General features: G+C 55.6%; 18 protein-coding genes. 17 read left to right on the top strand and 1 reads right to left on the bottom strand.

From position 1 onward, the window contains the following. The first annotated feature begins 49 nt into the window (after positions 1-49). From AB4Y71_RS17275 to AB4Y71_RS17210, 14 genes are all read left to right on the top strand, one after another. Positions 50-556: a hypothetical protein gene (locus AB4Y71_RS17275; RefSeq protein WP_441722441.1), complete on the top strand. Its 507-nt coding sequence runs from the start codon at positions 50-52 to the stop codon at positions 554-556. A 14-nt stretch (positions 557-570) separates the two neighbouring features. Then, the gene (locus AB4Y71_RS17270) at positions 571-1,473 is read left to right on the top strand and encodes a phage major capsid protein (RefSeq protein ID WP_441722438.1); all 903 of its coding nucleotides are present in this window, start codon (positions 571-573) and stop codon (positions 1,471-1,473) included. Between the two features lie 175 nt (positions 1,474-1,648). Continuing rightward, a complete protein-coding gene (locus tag AB4Y71_RS17265; RefSeq protein ID WP_441695162.1) occupies positions 1,649-2,083 on the top strand; it encodes a Gp19/Gp15/Gp42 family protein in 435 nt (144 codons plus the stop codon). Next, the gene (locus tag AB4Y71_RS17260; RefSeq protein WP_441722435.1) at positions 2,080-2,475 is read left to right on the top strand and encodes a DUF6093 family protein; all 396 of its coding nucleotides are present in this window, start codon (positions 2,080-2,082) and stop codon (positions 2,473-2,475) included. The genes AB4Y71_RS17265 and AB4Y71_RS17260 overlap by 4 nt, the downstream gene beginning before the upstream one ends. Further along, positions 2,472-2,855: a hypothetical protein gene (locus AB4Y71_RS17255; RefSeq protein WP_441722433.1), complete on the top strand. Its 384-nt coding sequence runs from the start codon at positions 2,472-2,474 to the stop codon at positions 2,853-2,855. Before AB4Y71_RS17260 ends, AB4Y71_RS17255 begins: the two co-directional genes overlap by 4 nt. Then, positions 2,852-3,277 carry a hypothetical protein gene (locus AB4Y71_RS17250; RefSeq protein ID WP_441722430.1) on the top strand — a complete coding sequence of 142 codons (426 nt, stop codon included), beginning with the start codon at positions 2,852-2,854 and terminating at the stop codon, positions 3,275-3,277. The genes AB4Y71_RS17255 and AB4Y71_RS17250 overlap by 4 nt, the downstream gene beginning before the upstream one ends. Before the next feature lie 233 nt (positions 3,278-3,510). Next, positions 3,511-4,029 carry a phage tail tube protein gene (locus AB4Y71_RS17245; RefSeq protein ID WP_441722427.1) on the top strand — a complete coding sequence of 173 codons (519 nt, stop codon included), beginning with the start codon at positions 3,511-3,513 and terminating at the stop codon, positions 4,027-4,029. Between the two features lie 81 nt (positions 4,030-4,110). Beyond that, entirely contained in the window at positions 4,111-4,347 is a 237-nt protein-coding gene (locus AB4Y71_RS17240) for a hypothetical protein (protein WP_441722425.1), read from the top strand. Positions 4,348-4,350: 3 nt separating this feature from the next. After that, positions 4,351-4,938, top strand: coding sequence for a hypothetical protein (locus AB4Y71_RS17235; RefSeq protein ID WP_441722422.1), 588 nt, complete (start codon positions 4,351-4,353; stop codon positions 4,936-4,938). Positions 4,939-5,048: 110 nt separating this feature from the next. Beyond that, positions 5,049-5,303: a hypothetical protein gene (locus AB4Y71_RS17230; protein WP_441722420.1), complete on the top strand. Its 255-nt coding sequence runs from the start codon at positions 5,049-5,051 to the stop codon at positions 5,301-5,303. 189 nt (positions 5,304-5,492) lie between these two features. Then, on the top strand, positions 5,493-8,387 hold the full coding sequence (locus AB4Y71_RS17225; protein ID WP_441722417.1) for a phage tail tape measure protein: 2,895 nt from the start codon (positions 5,493-5,495) through the stop codon (positions 8,385-8,387). A 341-nt stretch (positions 8,388-8,728) separates the two neighbouring features. Further along, a complete protein-coding gene (locus AB4Y71_RS17220; protein ID WP_441722414.1) occupies positions 8,729-9,124 on the top strand; it encodes a hypothetical protein in 396 nt (131 codons plus the stop codon). A gap of 132 nt (positions 9,125-9,256) precedes the next feature. After that, the gene (locus AB4Y71_RS17215; protein ID WP_441722411.1) at positions 9,257-10,234 is read left to right on the top strand and encodes a hypothetical protein; all 978 of its coding nucleotides are present in this window, start codon (positions 9,257-9,259) and stop codon (positions 10,232-10,234) included. Positions 10,235-10,236: 2 nt separating this feature from the next. Continuing rightward, positions 10,237-11,109, top strand: a complete 873-nt coding sequence (locus AB4Y71_RS17210) for a hypothetical protein (protein WP_441722408.1) — start codon at positions 10,237-10,239, stop codon at positions 11,107-11,109. A gap of 4 nt (positions 11,110-11,113) precedes the next feature. Here AB4Y71_RS17210 and AB4Y71_RS17205 read toward each other — a convergent pair whose 3' ends face one another. Beyond that, positions 11,114-11,494: a DUF732 domain-containing protein gene (locus AB4Y71_RS17205; RefSeq protein ID WP_441722406.1), complete on the bottom strand. Its 381-nt coding sequence runs from the start codon at positions 11,492-11,494 to the stop codon at positions 11,114-11,116. An 86-nt stretch (positions 11,495-11,580) separates the two neighbouring features. Here AB4Y71_RS17205 and AB4Y71_RS17200 point away from each other — a divergent pair, with 86 nt between their 5' ends. The 3 genes from AB4Y71_RS17200 to AB4Y71_RS17190 are packed head-to-tail and all read left to right on the top strand — an operon-like array spanning position 11,581 to position 14,004. After that, positions 11,581-11,772, top strand: coding sequence for a hypothetical protein (locus AB4Y71_RS17200; RefSeq protein WP_441722403.1), 192 nt, complete (start codon positions 11,581-11,583; stop codon positions 11,770-11,772). A 30-nt stretch (positions 11,773-11,802) separates the two neighbouring features. Next, positions 11,803-12,261 carry a hypothetical protein gene (locus tag AB4Y71_RS17195; RefSeq protein WP_441722400.1) on the top strand — a complete coding sequence of 153 codons (459 nt, stop codon included), beginning with the start codon at positions 11,803-11,805 and terminating at the stop codon, positions 12,259-12,261. 3 nt (positions 12,262-12,264) lie between these two features. After that, positions 12,265-14,004: an SGNH/GDSL hydrolase family protein gene (locus tag AB4Y71_RS17190; RefSeq protein WP_441722397.1), complete on the top strand. Its 1,740-nt coding sequence runs from the start codon at positions 12,265-12,267 to the stop codon at positions 14,002-14,004. Positions 14,005-14,228 lie beyond the last annotated feature (224 nt).

The following is a 14,228-nucleotide window of genomic DNA, read 5'->3' as shown; positions in this document are numbered from 1 at the left end:
GCGCCGGGGTTATCTGCCGTGCGATGCGGCTACCAATAAGGAGTAATCCATGTCTGATGCTGTGACTACTGAAGCCAGTGAAAACACTGATGCTGATACTGCGGCCACTGAACAGGTGCAGTCGCAAGATGACAAGCCACTCGGTGAGAACGGTGAGAAAGCGTTGAAGGCTGAGCGTGAAGCACGCAAAGCTGCTGAGGCTCGTCTAGCTGAGTTTGAAGCCAAGGAGAAGGAAGCTGCGAAGGCTAACTTGTCTGAGGTTGAACGCGCTCAGGCTGAGGCTAAGGACGCTTTGGAGGCCAGTGTCAAGGCGGCGAGTGAGCTGTCTACTTACAAGCTGGCCGCGAAGCTCGGCATCACTGATGAAGCTGACATGGAAATTCTTCTAGCTATCCCTGATGAGGCGACTCGTGAACGCACTGCGGAACGTATCGCCAAGGCGGGTGTGGCATCAACCCCGAAGCCGGATCTTTCGCAGGGCGCGAAGGGTTCGGACAAGAAAGCTTCGACTGGTCAGCAGTTCGAGGACTTCTTCAATAGCAATCTCGCAAAATAAGGAGCTGAAAAGCTATGGCAGGTATTGACCTGAACCGTACGTCCACTAACGTTGCGGCGCTGCTTCCAAAGGAAATCTCGCAGGAGATTTGGAGCAACGCTGTCAACGATTCGGTGATCATGCAGGCTGCACGCCGCATCAACCTTCCAGGGTCGGGTGTAACTATCCCGATTATCACTGGTGATGCTGAGGCTGACTGGGTGAATGAGACCGATGAGAAGCCTGTATCTCAGGCGACTGTCGGTAATAAGTCGATCACCCCGTACAAGCTGGCTGTCATTGAGCTGTTCTCTGATGAGTTCCGCCGTGACCTTCCGGGGCTGTACGCTGAGCTGGCTCGCCGTCTTCCGTCTGCACTGGGTCGCAAGTTCGACTCGACTATTCTGCATGGCACTGCGCCAGGTTCGAATTTCGATGTTCTGACCGGCTCGACCGCTGTTGCACTGGATAGCACCGACACCATTGGTGATCTGGCAACCGCGCTGACTACCGTTGGCGCTGCTGGTGGCGACCTGTCGCACTGGCTGATCTCGCCACAGGCTGAGGGCACCGTGATGACCGCCAAGGACGGTGCTGGCAATTACGCGTTCCTGCGTGATGCACGTACTGACCGTGGAGCTATCGGCTCCATCTACGGTCGTCCGGTGCTGAAGTCCAACGCGGTGTACGCGAACCCGACTGACCCGGCGCCGGACACTGTTGGTTTCGCCGGCGACTTCGCCAACTCCGCTATCTGGGGTTCGGTTGAGGGTATCAAGGTTGACATCAGCAACCAGGCCACCGTGAACAAGGGCGGAACTCAGATCAACCTCTGGCAGCGCAACATGTTTGCGATCCGTGCTGAGGTTGAGGTGGGCTTCATTGTTCGCAACGGTGCTCACTTCGTGAAGCTGACCGGAGCTACTTCGGCTGACTAATGCTGTTGGTGAATCCGTTTACCGGGAAGCTGGTTGATGCTCCTAAAGAGCACGTTGATCAGCTTCTCGGTGCTGGTTTCAAGAAGCAGGAATCAGAAGTGGTAGAGGCTAAAGTTTCTGCCCCGGCTCGTAAGGGTCGTCCTCGCAAGTCTGCTGAGTAGTTAGGGGGTGAGCCGTGGCGTTTGTCGTGGTGTCTGATGTTGAGGCGCGTATGGGGCGCTCCCTGACTGTCACTGAGGCTGCCCAGGTTGAGGCATGGATTGAGGATTTGGAAGCTGTTGTTTTGCAGCGGGTCCCGGATCTTCAGTCGCGGATTGATGCTGGGGAGATTTCGGCGGCGGTTGTGAAGTCGGTGTTTTGTTCTGCGATCATTAGGGTTCTTAGGAATCCGGGTGGTTTGCGTCAACGTACCGAGTCGATTGATGACTATTCGGTGACTGAGACGATTGATTCGTCTAGTTCTGCTGGGTTGTTGTACTTGTCGGATGATGAGTGGGCGTTGATTATTCCTGGTGCTACTGGGGATGCGTTTACGATTCGTTCGTATGGTGCGCCTGATCGTTTGTCGGGTTGGTGGGTTCATCCTGATCAGTGGGTGCCGTACCCATGATTAGTGCTGAGGCTGTGACGTTGCGTGGTCGGTTGGCTGCTGAGGCGTTGATGATCGACGCCTGTCTTGTTGAGCGTTATGCAGGTGAGGTCACTGACCCGGTGACTGGCGTTGTTTCTGAGGGTTGGGAAACCGTGTATGAGGGTGTTTGCAAGGTGCAGGGGAGGCAGGCTCAGGCTTCGTCTCCTGTGGCTGGTGGGCATGTGTACACGGTTGAACAGCTAATGATTCACCTTCCGGTGTTGGCTCAGTCCAGGTTGGGTGATCGGGTGACTATTGTGACCGCGACTATGGATCCTGATCTGGTGGGTGCGACGTTCCGGCTTACTGAGTTGGCGCGTGGCACTTACCGCACTGCGGACCGTTGGAACGTTGAGGCGGTGACCGGGTGAACGAGATTCATGAGTTGGCACGCGATCTTGGGCAGGTCCCTGGGGAGCTTGCCCGCAATGTTGAGAAGGTCATTCCGAAGACTGGGCTTGAGATGAAGAAACGCATGCAAGCCGATTTTCGTAAGTCGAGGCATTTCAAGCAGGTGGCCAAGTCGGTTGATTATGAAGTGAAACGTCTCGGGTTTGGCGGCGATTCGGTGATTCAAGTCGAAATCGGACCCAACAAGAATCGGGACACGTCCGCGTCTCTGGCTGGCATCGCTTACTTTGGTTCCTCCAAGGCTGGCGGTGGTACTGTGCCGGATCCTGTGGTGCCGATGCGTTTGGAAGCTCCGAAGTTCTTTGGGTTTATGGAGATGGCGGCGGAGGGGTTGTTGTGATTAGTGTTGCTAAGGCGATGCAGGCGCTTGCCCCGCCCGGTTTCAAGTGTTATTTGTTTGAGCCGAAGCTGTCGAAGCCTCCTGTACTGGCTGATTACCCTTATGTTTTCTTGTGGGGGAATCCTGGTGATCGTTTGTCGGGTGAGGATTTCACTGATTCGTTATGTGATTCTTATGCGGCTGAGCGGGTTGAGGTAAAGGCTACTTATGTTGGTCTTACTGATGAGTCGTTGCAGATTGCCATGGCGCGCTTCCGTGAGGTGTGGGATCGAGTGAATCTTGTGGTTCCTGGTTTCGCGCCGTCGCGGTTGAAGCAGTCTGGGTTGTTGGATGCTCAGGCTGATGAGACTGCGGTGTTGGTTGGTAATTATCGGCCACGTTATGCGGTTGATCAGTTCACTTTTGTGGGTTCCCGCATCTAATCAAATATTCGTTTTTTGAGGCTTCACACCGTTTGGTGTGGGGCCTTTTTTCATGCCCTGAATCGAGGTGCCCGATGCCGAAGTTTGTTGAGGCTTTTTCGAAGTCCACCGGCAAGAAGCAAATCATCCCCGAGGCGTGGTTGGAGCGGGAAGATGCCCCGTTTACTGACTTCGCTCTCACCCCTAAATCTCGTGCTGTTAAGGCCGAGACAGTACAGAAAGAGGCTAAGTAAATGGGTGCTCGCGTACTTGCTGACGGCAAGACTAAGTTCACTGTTCTTACTACTGCGCCGGCGGATCCTGCCGCGCCTACTGCGACTGAGTTGAATGCTGGCATTGATTTGTCATGTGACATTCTGACGTCTGACTTCAACTGGTCGAATGCTGATTCGGACAAGATCGCTGAGAAGGCGTTGTGCGCTAAGGGTAATTCGAACGCTATTGGTGCTTCGAACTACACCACGGGCATCACTTTGTGGCGCAAGTTTGATCCTTCGACCGGCGCCCCGGATCCGGCTGATGAGACTGGTTGGGCTGCGTTGAAGGAAAAGGGCGCAACCGTGTGGGCTTATGCCCGTGAGACTGGCAAGGATTCCGTTGAGGATTGGGCTGCTGGTGATGAGATCTATCTGGGTGGCGAGGTTGCTACTGATGCGCCTCAGCGCACTGATGGTACTGGTTTCATCAAGCGTCGTATTCCGATGGAGGCTCAGCGTCTTTACGAGAATATCGAGGTCGCTGCCGGCGCTTAGTTAGACCCTGTGTGGGCGGGTGTTAGGCTCCCCGCCCACACAGTATTCCTTTGAGCCTTCCCAAACTTTTAGGAGCCTAAATTGAGCAAGGTAATTGACGGTGTTCCTGAGTCGCTGACTCGTGAACAGTTCACACAGATCATTCGTTCTTTCGGGTTTGAGCCGACTCGCCTGAAAGAACTTCGTCTTGATGCCACGGGCGTGCACGCGGTGGTCTTTGACTTCAGAGAAGACGGGACGCGTCACCTTTTGAAGGATGGCTCGGGCTACGCGAAGAACGAAGTCCACATTCCGCTGATCGATCCAGAAGGAGCCTAAATTATGTCTGATAAGACTGAGTTCACCCCGGAAGATTTTGTGTTTGCTGACTGGTTGGCAGGGGCGCATAAGCCGACTCGCGGTTCGACCGTGTTCCAGCGTGGCGATCTGATGGCGGATCTTGATCGTATTCAAGAGAAGATCCAGGTCGCTGAGCTGATACCCGTGGAGGAACGTTCACTGACTGATGTTTCGCCGCAGAAGCTTCGAGAGGAGTATGCGGCGTTGTCGGATGAGTTCTACAAGTCGGGCTTGTTTGTGAAGATGGCTGGCCTAACTCCCGATGAGCAGGTGAAGATTTCCAACGAGCTAGACAAGGGAACTTTCTCGAAGTATGAGAAGGGTGACCAGTCTGATGAGGCGTTGGTTGCTTTCTCTGAGGCGCGTAAGACGTTGACTTATCGGCTGTTGGCGGAGTCGATTGTTTCTCCGAAGCTTGATGAGCAGCAGTTGCGTGAGTTGCACAAGGTGATTGGCGACGCGCAGTTCAACAAGATTGTGCAGGATTACAAACTTGCTTCGGCGTCGATCAATGAGCCGGACGCAGATTTTTTGCCGAAGCCCTCCACTCACCAAGAAACCGGCGAATAGTTTCCGCGTTGAAGGCGGCCTCTCGTTTTCAGAGGCCGCCTTCGTCGTACCTAGGCGGTATTGAGTGGGGGCATCGTGACCACCTGCTGACGTTCGCTTACGAGCTGTACATGGATAACAAGTGCCCCCAGTGCGGGCGTTCAGTGTTCGTTTGTCGCAATGACGACAATCTTGGTTTGTGGGAAGCGGATACGACGATTTGTGCTGCTCAGGCGGCTGTTGATGAGCGTCGTAATCAGGAGAAGTACAAGCCGGAACCGGGCGAAATGATGTTTGCCCGTCCAATCGATGAGGACCTAATCGCGGGCAGCGGGCTTGTTTTCAAGAGCTGCAAGGACGCGTATCCCGAATCCAATGGAGGCTAGTACGAGCCCTATAACGAGTCCTGGCCATGTGCGTGCGTCGCCTCCGCCTGATAGGACGATGATCAGCCATAGCGCTACGAGGGCTGTGAAGCCTAACCCGATGTACATGATTGCGGAACCTATTTTGCGTTTCGTGTTTTGAGCCATGCCTCCGATCTTATCGGGGGCTTTTGTTTTTAGGGGGTTTCCTTGGCGGATCGTCGCGTAACAGTCCTGTTTGAGGCTGTTATTCAGAACTACAAGCGGAGCCTCGAAGATGCTTCTCAGTCCACCCGCAAGATGGGTGATGAGACTGAGAAGGTCAAGAAGTCTTCGAAGGAATTGGCTCGTGAGGCTGAGCAGGCTGCGCAGAGGCAGAAGGACGCTTGGCAGGAAGTCGGCACGGGTGCGACGGTTGCTGGTGCGGCTGTTGTTGCTGGTGTCGGTGTCGCTGTTAAGAAGTATGCTGACTTCGATAAGGCTATGTCTTCGGTTCAGGCGGCAACGCATGAGACTACCGAGAACATGGAGTTGCTGCGTGAGGCGGCGATCCGTACTGGTGCTGACACTGCGTTTTCGGCGGAGGAAGCAGCGCAGGGCATCGAGGAGCTGGCTAAGGCTGGTGTGAGCGTTCAGGACATCCTTGGCGGTGGCTTGGATGGAGCTTTGGCTTTGGCGGCTGCTGGTGAGCTGGCTGTCGCTGATGCGGCGGAGATCGCATCGAGCGCTATGACTCAGTTCAACCTCAAGGGTGGCGAAGTAACGCATATCGCTGACCTGTTGGCGGCTGGTGCTGGCAAGGCTCAGGGCGGTGTGCAGGACTTGGGCGCGGCTCTGTCGCAGGCTGGTCTTGTCGCTTCGTCTACCGGGCTTTCCATTGAGGAAACTGTTGGCGGTTTGACTGCGTTCGCGTCTGCTGGCCTTATGGGTTCGGATGCGGGTACTAGCTTCAAGTCGATGCTTCAGCGTCTTACTCCTCAGTCGAAGGAAGCTCAGAAGCAGTTCGATGAGCTGGGCATCTCGGCGTATGACGCTAATGGCGAGTTCATTGGGTTGTCTGAGTTCGCTGGCGTACTGCAAGAGAAAATGGCCGGCCTGACCCCACAAGCCAGGAATGCGGCAATGGGGATCATGTTCGGCTCCGACGCTGTTCGTGCTTCCAACATCCTCTATAACGAGGGTGCTGAGGGTATCCAGAAGTGGATTGAGCAGGTTGACGATGCTGGTTATGCGGCTGAGACTGCATCGATCATGCAGGATAATCTTGCTGGTGATTTGGAGAAGCTGGGTGGCGCGTTCGATACGGTGTTCATCCAGTCGGGTGGATCCGCTAACGAAGTGTTGCGCGGGCTGGTGCAGGTTGCTGAGACTTTCGTTGACATTATCGGCAAGATCCCGGCACCGGTACTTGGTGTGGGAACGATCCTTGCTGGTGTCGCCGGCGGTGGTGCGCTTGTTGCAGGCGGCCTAATCAAGGCAATTCCGAAGATCAACGATGCGGCGCAGGCATTCAAGGATCTCGGTTTCAACGCTGAGAAGACTGACAGGATCAGCCGGCGTGCTGGCAAGACTGTCGTGGGTATTGGCAAGGCTGCCGGTATTGCGACTATCGGTGTTGGTGCGCTGACGACGGCGATCACGTTCCATAACAAGTCGCTTGAAGCGGCTAAGGGTCCAGGGCAGTTCGCGTTGCAGTTGGAGAAGATCGCTGCTGGCGGTGCGACCGTCAACAGCATTTTCAGCAACTTGGATTTTGGTGATTCTACCGCGTATGAGGACCGGATTCACGGCATCGGGGATGCTCTCAAGGAGCTGAATCGCGGCGGGCTTGGTCACCTCGGGGCAGATCTTGGAGCGCGAAACCATGTTGCTATTCTCCGTGAAAATGTTGCAGGGCTAGACAGTGCTCTTGCCTCTGCTGTGTCTAGTGGTAATGCGGAGAAAGCTGCGGTTGCTTGGGATCAGGTGACACAGGCTGCCCGCGATCAGGGCATGCCGTTGGAGAAGCTTGAAGGGCTGTTCCCTGGCTATATTGATTCGCTGGCTTCGGTTGAGGCTGAATCTGCGGGTGCTGCTTCTAACTCGGCTGAGGTTGCTTCAGCTTTGGAAGAAGTTGGGGTTACTGCTGATGGGGCTGTGGCTTCCATGAGTGAGTTCCTAGATATTCTCTTTGCGACTGGCATGGCAACTATGTCCACGCGTGAGGCTGCTGCTGCTTACGAGGAGCAGTTGGATGAGACGTATAAGGCCGCTGAGAAGATCGCTGAGGGCGAGTTGGGCAATGCTCTCAACAAGGCTAAGGACGATTTCGATCTGACGACTGAGGCTGGCCGTTTAGCTCAGGAAAGTTTCCATGATCTTGCGCAGGGTGGCATGGCTGAGGTTAAGGCGATGGCTGAGGAGGGTCTTGGGCAGGATGAGATCCAAGCGAAACTTGAGGGCACTTACAGTGATTTGATCGCTGCTGGTGAAGCGTTCGGTTTGTCGGCTGAGGCTGCTGAGGCGTTGGCGCGTGAGGTGCTGGGTGTTCCTGATGATGTGTCTATCAAGTCGTGGATGGATGACCAGGCGAAGAAAACGGCTGAGCAGACTAAGACCGCTGTTGAGAACATTCCTTCGCGCAAGGACGTGAGGATTGTTCAGACGTTTGAGACGCATGGTTCTCCGTATGCGCCGATGAATCCGATTGTTCGGCAGCGTCAGCAGTCCTCACCTGACAATGGGGCTATTGCTGGTCGGTTCGGCAAGAAAGCATCTGGTGGTCGGCTTCCTTATACGGGGTTGGGCACTGACATGATGCTCGGCGTTAGTTCTTATGGGATGCCGTTGGTTCGTGTTGACGATGGTGAGTGGGTTGTCCGTGAGTCGTCGGCTAGCAAGTACAACGGTGTTTTGTCTGCGATCAATTCTGATTCTCCGAGTGTTCAGCATTTGGCTGGGCTTGCTGGCGGCGGTGTGGCTGGCAGTGGTTCCTATGGGGCTTCTGCTGGCAACGTATTCAACTTCTCAATCCCGATTTACGACTCGAACGACCCTGCCAGAACTCGTGCCGATATGCAGGAGGTTGTTCGGACTATGTTCGCGAAAGTGGGGACACGAATTTGAGTGAGTTGATAACTCTTGATGGGCACCCGCTGACCGGTGTGACTCGTGATGGTATTTGGCGGGTCACTGAACTGTCGGGGTGGTGGGATAGGCCGGCACCCAAACGTGGCGGTGAGTCACGCGCTAACGGTGACGGCAGCTACGCCACCCCGATTCAGTATGGCAACCGGCTGATTAGCATCACTGGCCGGGTCATTTCTAAGAATCATGAGTATTTGCATCAAGCTATGGGGAAGCTCAACTCTTTGGGGTTGCGTGGCGGTGCGAAGCTTCTGGTGTCAGGGCATGGCCCGGCGCAGTGGGCTACGGTTCAACCTCGCGACGACACTACAGCAGAGTTCATGACTGACCGGTACTTGCGTTTCCAGATCGCGTTGGAAGCGATTGACCCGTTCAAGTATGGGGAGTCGTATGCGGTTGCTGGGTCTTCCAGTACGCCGGCATCGCTGTTCCACCGTGGCACGGTTCCTGCGTGGCCCGTTGTCACGGTGACTGGCACTTCGGCGGGCGGCTACACGCTGACCCTGAACGGCAAGACGGTGGTGGTCACCCAGGCACTTGTTTCTGGAACGTCGCACACCGTCGATTTCAAGACTGGCATTATCCGCGCTGGGTCATCGGTAGTTCGTGGCGGGTTGTCTACTGCGAACTTCTCGCCGATCAATCCGGGCCTGCCGCAGAACATGAGTACGACTGCTGGCAGTATCACCGTCCGCTATTCCGACACTTACATTTAGGAGGCCAGTTTGGGTTACCGGGTGTGGAGTGTTTCAACGAAGACGTGGGGTGACCGGGTTGAGCTTAGACCGCAGTCCACGTCGTGGGAGCGGACGTTCAACCATAGCGCCGGCGGGTCAACGTCGTTGGTCTTGTCTGATCCTGATGTGGCTGCGGTCGCTGGGTTGAATGATTCGTACCCTGGACAGCGTGCCATAGTCGTGGACTACGACAACGTCGTGGTCTATGCCGGGATCATTTGGGAAGCAGATTATGACCGTGACTCGCAGACGTTGGATCTGACGCATGAGGATATTTGGTCTTTGTGGGATGCGCGCCTGATCAGTGAGGTGCGCACTGAGGATATTACCAACTGGGAGAAAACGTACTCCGGGTTGGAGTACGACACCATCGTCAAACGCATCATCCAACTCGCTGTAGCTGGCACTGGTCGTGGTGTGCCGATGGTTTACGAGGACGACTACACCGGTGGTCGTTCCCGTACTTACAACGGGTACAACATGGACACCGCGTTGTCTGCGATGGAAGAAATCATGGATCTTACGGATGGGCCTGACATTGATTTCCGTCCCGAATGGGACGGTGCTGGTGGTGTCCGGTTCACCCTGCGTACTGGTGATCTTTCCTTGAACACTATCGAGGTGAACTTCTCAGCACCGGAGACACCCGCTGAGGGTTTGTGGATCAAGACTGACGCACGCGACGTGGCAACACAGATGTTCGCGGTCGGTGAAGGATCCGGCAAGAAGACCACCAAGAGCCCCGGCATGTTGGTTCGTGAATCAGCTTCGGCAAATATCGCTGACTATCCGGCGTTGGAACGTGTGGAGCAGTTCAAGAACATCAAGAAGGGCGCCGAGCTTTACGACCAAGCAGCCTCCGCGCTCGTTGCCACAAACGGCGCGGTACGGCAGGCGGGGTTCCGGCTCAAACTTGATTCGCCTATCCTGGGCAACCTGTGGGAACTGCGCCCCGGAACGATCGTCCGCTGGTATATCCGCGATGACCCGTACTTCACTACTGGTTGGCGTGAATGGCGCGTACTCAAGTACTCCGGAGATATTACCAGTGACTTCGTTGATATTGAGTTCCAGCCGAAGGGAGGCTAGGCGTGGCAAGAGTTGTTGACCTAACCGGAGAGAACGTCACCCGGCAGCGGCGCAAGGAACGCACCTACGGCACCAAGACAGACCTTGCTTCGACTGTGGTTGAGCGTGGTTCTACGCATTGGGCTGAAGGTTCGAATGTTCATATTGATGGGTTGTTGGGCGTTGCTGGTACGGCGACGGTCTCTGGTGTCTTATCAGTAACAGGTACGTTGAATGCGTCCGGTCAGATCAATTTGTCTGGTTCGACTTCTGTGACTGGCCCGTTGGATATTACGGGTGCAACAACTATCGGCGGTTCGTTGAAAGTTACGGGACCGACTAGCCTTGACGGTGTGCTGACTATCAATGGCGACACCACGATCACCGGGTTGTTGGCTGTTGACGGTCCGACCACTATTTCGGGCACGCTCGATATTGACGGCGTAACGACGTTGAACAATGACCTGAACGTGACTAACTTTGGCGAGATTAACGTGGGCACGAACATGACGCTCACACCTTCTACTGATGGTGGCTCGATCCTGTTTCAGGATGGTTCCAAGGTCACATCAGTTGGCGGGACAGTTCAATCTAAATCGTCTGGTGCCGGTAGCATCACGGCAGGTTTGAACTCCGCGAACATCAGTGCTGGCGCAGGGTTCATCTCGGTGGATGATTTGGGCGATTGGTCATTGGTAGGCGGGGCCAATCTTGAATCAATTGGTGCCGATGTCAAGTTGACTGGAAACTTGGAATATACGGGGGCGTTAACCTCACCCGGATTGCAAACCATTGGAACAAGAGTCCGGATCATAGCACCGTACCCGACTGGCAATGCCCCTAATGTCTATATGGACGCAAATGGGTGGCTGTACCGAACTTCGTGGACACCCTAACACGTTAGTCCGGAAGATGTTCTTTGCAGAGCGCACTTACCGCTGCACTTACGATCTTTTGATTATTCGAGTACAGCGCGCTACTCGGGTCTTCGAAACTGCCGGGGATCACTTCCACGTCAATCTCCGGCTCGCCATCGTCAAGCTTTTCGCATGCGAGGTAGCCGGCTGCGAGCAGTTCGTCATCTGCGGGAAGCTCACCCTTCCACCCTGAGAAGTCGGGCTGCATGAACACGATGAAGTCTGTTTCAGAGCTTTCCGGGGTCGGCTCAACGGATTCTTCCACGGTCGCTTGCTCTTCGCTCATGGTGAGTGGGGCGGCTTCAACCTTAGGAGAAGCCGAGGGCGCGTCGGGTTCCTGGCCGTTGGTGGATTCACCACTCACGCACCCTACAAGTGCAACAGCGGATACAGCGAGTACGGATAAAAGTTTTGGGCGCATACCCACATATTAATCTAAGGAGCCGACAATTGGCAGAGCATGACGAGGAAACTTCCGAGGCAAAGATTACCCGGCTCGAAGATGAAAACTCCGAACTTCACCGGCAAGTGTTCATCGCTAAGTCAATGATTGATGAATTACGGCAAGCCTTATCTGCGGCGCAAGTCGCTCAAGCCCAACTCAACGGGCAACTAAAACTCGCAAACCAACCCACCGCGTAGTCGGTGGGTTTTTCTACTTAAGGAGGCGACATGCCCACGGTTACCGGCCACCTGCGGGACATAGCTGGCGGAACACTTGCCGACGAGATCGGACAACTGGTTTTTCGGCTCAACCGACCCAATGTCGGAGTGTCGGGGTTTTCCAAAGACTTTGTACTCCCCACAAAAGAACACCCAGTCACCCCGATCACTGACGGCTCATTCAGTGTCAACCTGAATGCCACGGATCAGCTCGCCTACGACGCCTGGTATGACGTCGGCATTGTCTGGAATGAAGCCGAAGGTGCCTTCTGGGACTTCGGTCTAAAAATCCAAGTTCCCAACGCTGGCGGAACGTTCGGTGACTTGCTCTATCACGGTGGTGGTGGTGGTGGCGGTGGTGGCGGTAATCAGCTGCTCGTCTGGGTGGACGAAAACCCACCTACCAATCCGCAACGCGGCCAATGGTGGTTCCAGCCATCAACCAACAATCTTTCCCGATGGGAGTAAACAGTGGCATGGATTCTAATCGCCAACCTCAAAGGTGGTAAGGGCGACAAGGGCGACACCGGCAACACCTACATGGGTGACCTGCCATCCGCAACGAATCTCCTGACTTGGTATGGGCTGTCCAAGGTTGGTTCATGGGGTGTGCCCACGCAAGCTATTGTCGATTCCACTGCGGGTCGTCCACCAGGCGCTAAGCCAGGTGTGGTGTCGATCATGCCGGTCGGTTCGACCGCTTCGATCCAGCGTTGGGAGGAATACGGGCAGTCTGGACGTGTTTGGACCGGCTCGGTGAGCAACGGCCAGCGCCTGTCGCCGTGGAAAGAGCTATCCTCCGCAGCGCATTACGGAAACATCGCCTTGACGCTGCTGACCCACTTCGATCAGATCGACTTCGACTCCGACTTCTCGGTGTGGAATGGCACCGTGGCGACGGACATGGGCGCACCAGAAGGCGCAGTTGGCAAGATCCGCACTGAAGTTGTCGGCAACTTGATCTTGCAGACCTGGCGTTCCATCACTCCAACGGGTGCCGGCCCGAGTGAGTTTGTTCGTGCGAAGGGTTCGACCGGGTGGGGGCCTTTTGTTAAGCGTCACCCATCGAGCGCTCCTGCTCCAACTGCCATCGACTCCGGGACGAAGTCAGGGTTCAAGAACGTTGCCTTGCCGCTCACGCAACAGTCGTCTGGCGGAACCGAAGTAGCAGAGAACGCCACGGTACGCTGGCCTGTCCGCTACAGTGTGGGGGCGAAGCGGGCCCGGTTGCACGTGCGCAACTGGAACTACGCGCTAGGGCTGAACTTTAGCGGCGCTGTGTCGTTCACTGGGGCATGGTTCGGGCCATCCTCGGGCGCGAACTTCACCGGAACACCCACCCGACTCCTGACTGAATTCACCACACCAGCGGATGGTTCAGAGTACGTTTCGTCATGGTTCAGCATCAACATTGAAGAAGACCGCGAACAGCTGCTCAGCGTAGGCTTCACCACTGCTGCGGGACAGAGCAACGCTCAGTCGCGTTCCGGTTGCTACCGGTCGGCGAACTCTGCTGATGCAGGGCTAGCGTCTGGATTCACCGGGACTGCGAACACGATGTCACCATTCGATGTGTGGCTCGAAGTTGAAGTTCCCGCAGACACCCCCATTGTTGGTGGGTTCGGTGACTCAAACACTGTCGGCACAGGCACCACGTTCCCGGTCTACGATTCATGGTTGTCCCAGTATTGCCGTTCCACGCGTGCCCTGCCGTACTTCATGGCGATTCATGGCAGCAACAGCGGCTTGTGGGACGATCCCGACATCCCTGCCTGGACGCATTACGGGGACACAGCAAAACCGGATTCCGTGGTGTATTTCCTGGGGCAGAACGACCTTCAGGACGGCACTACTCTGTCGACGATGCAAACGAATCTGGAAACGGTGCTGCCGATTGTCAGGGACAAGCTGTCCGGCGACGTGTATGCGGCGACAGTCACCCCGGCCAACGCTAAGGCCGCAGCGGTGAACGATGTCCGCAAGGCATATAACGCGTGGCTTGGTGCCAAGCCCCTGGGGATCAAGGACACCTTTGATTTCTCGGGTGCGGTGTCAGACGATGATGCGACGATCAGAACAGCAGATAACTTCGACGGGGTGCACATGCTGACCAGCGGGCACACGAAAATGGCGGCGAAACTGAGCGAGCGCCCCGTGAACCCGCAGGTGCTAACGCAGGTCGAAGTGGCTGCATTGAAGGCGCTCGTATAAAAAGCCAAGCGCTCACAGGGGCGCATTTTTTATGCCCTCCTGTGAGCGTTGCACCCCCAAGATTTGAGGTAAATGATGCCTACTCATGTTTTTCAGCCGTCCCGTAACCCGCCGAAGGGTGAAATATCTTTTCGAGAGAAGGCTTCGATGTTCCTTGATGGGGCGTCCTCCGTATTCGCCCTGGGTTCGGATAAGCCGGTGGCACCAACACGTGAATGCGCGGA

It is taken from the genome of Glutamicibacter sp. MCAF14 (assembly GCF_052114325.1).
Classification (GTDB): Bacteria; Actinomycetota; Actinomycetes; order Actinomycetales; family Micrococcaceae; genus Glutamicibacter; species Glutamicibacter arilaitensis.
This window is presented reverse-complemented; position numbering and strand designations above follow the sequence as displayed.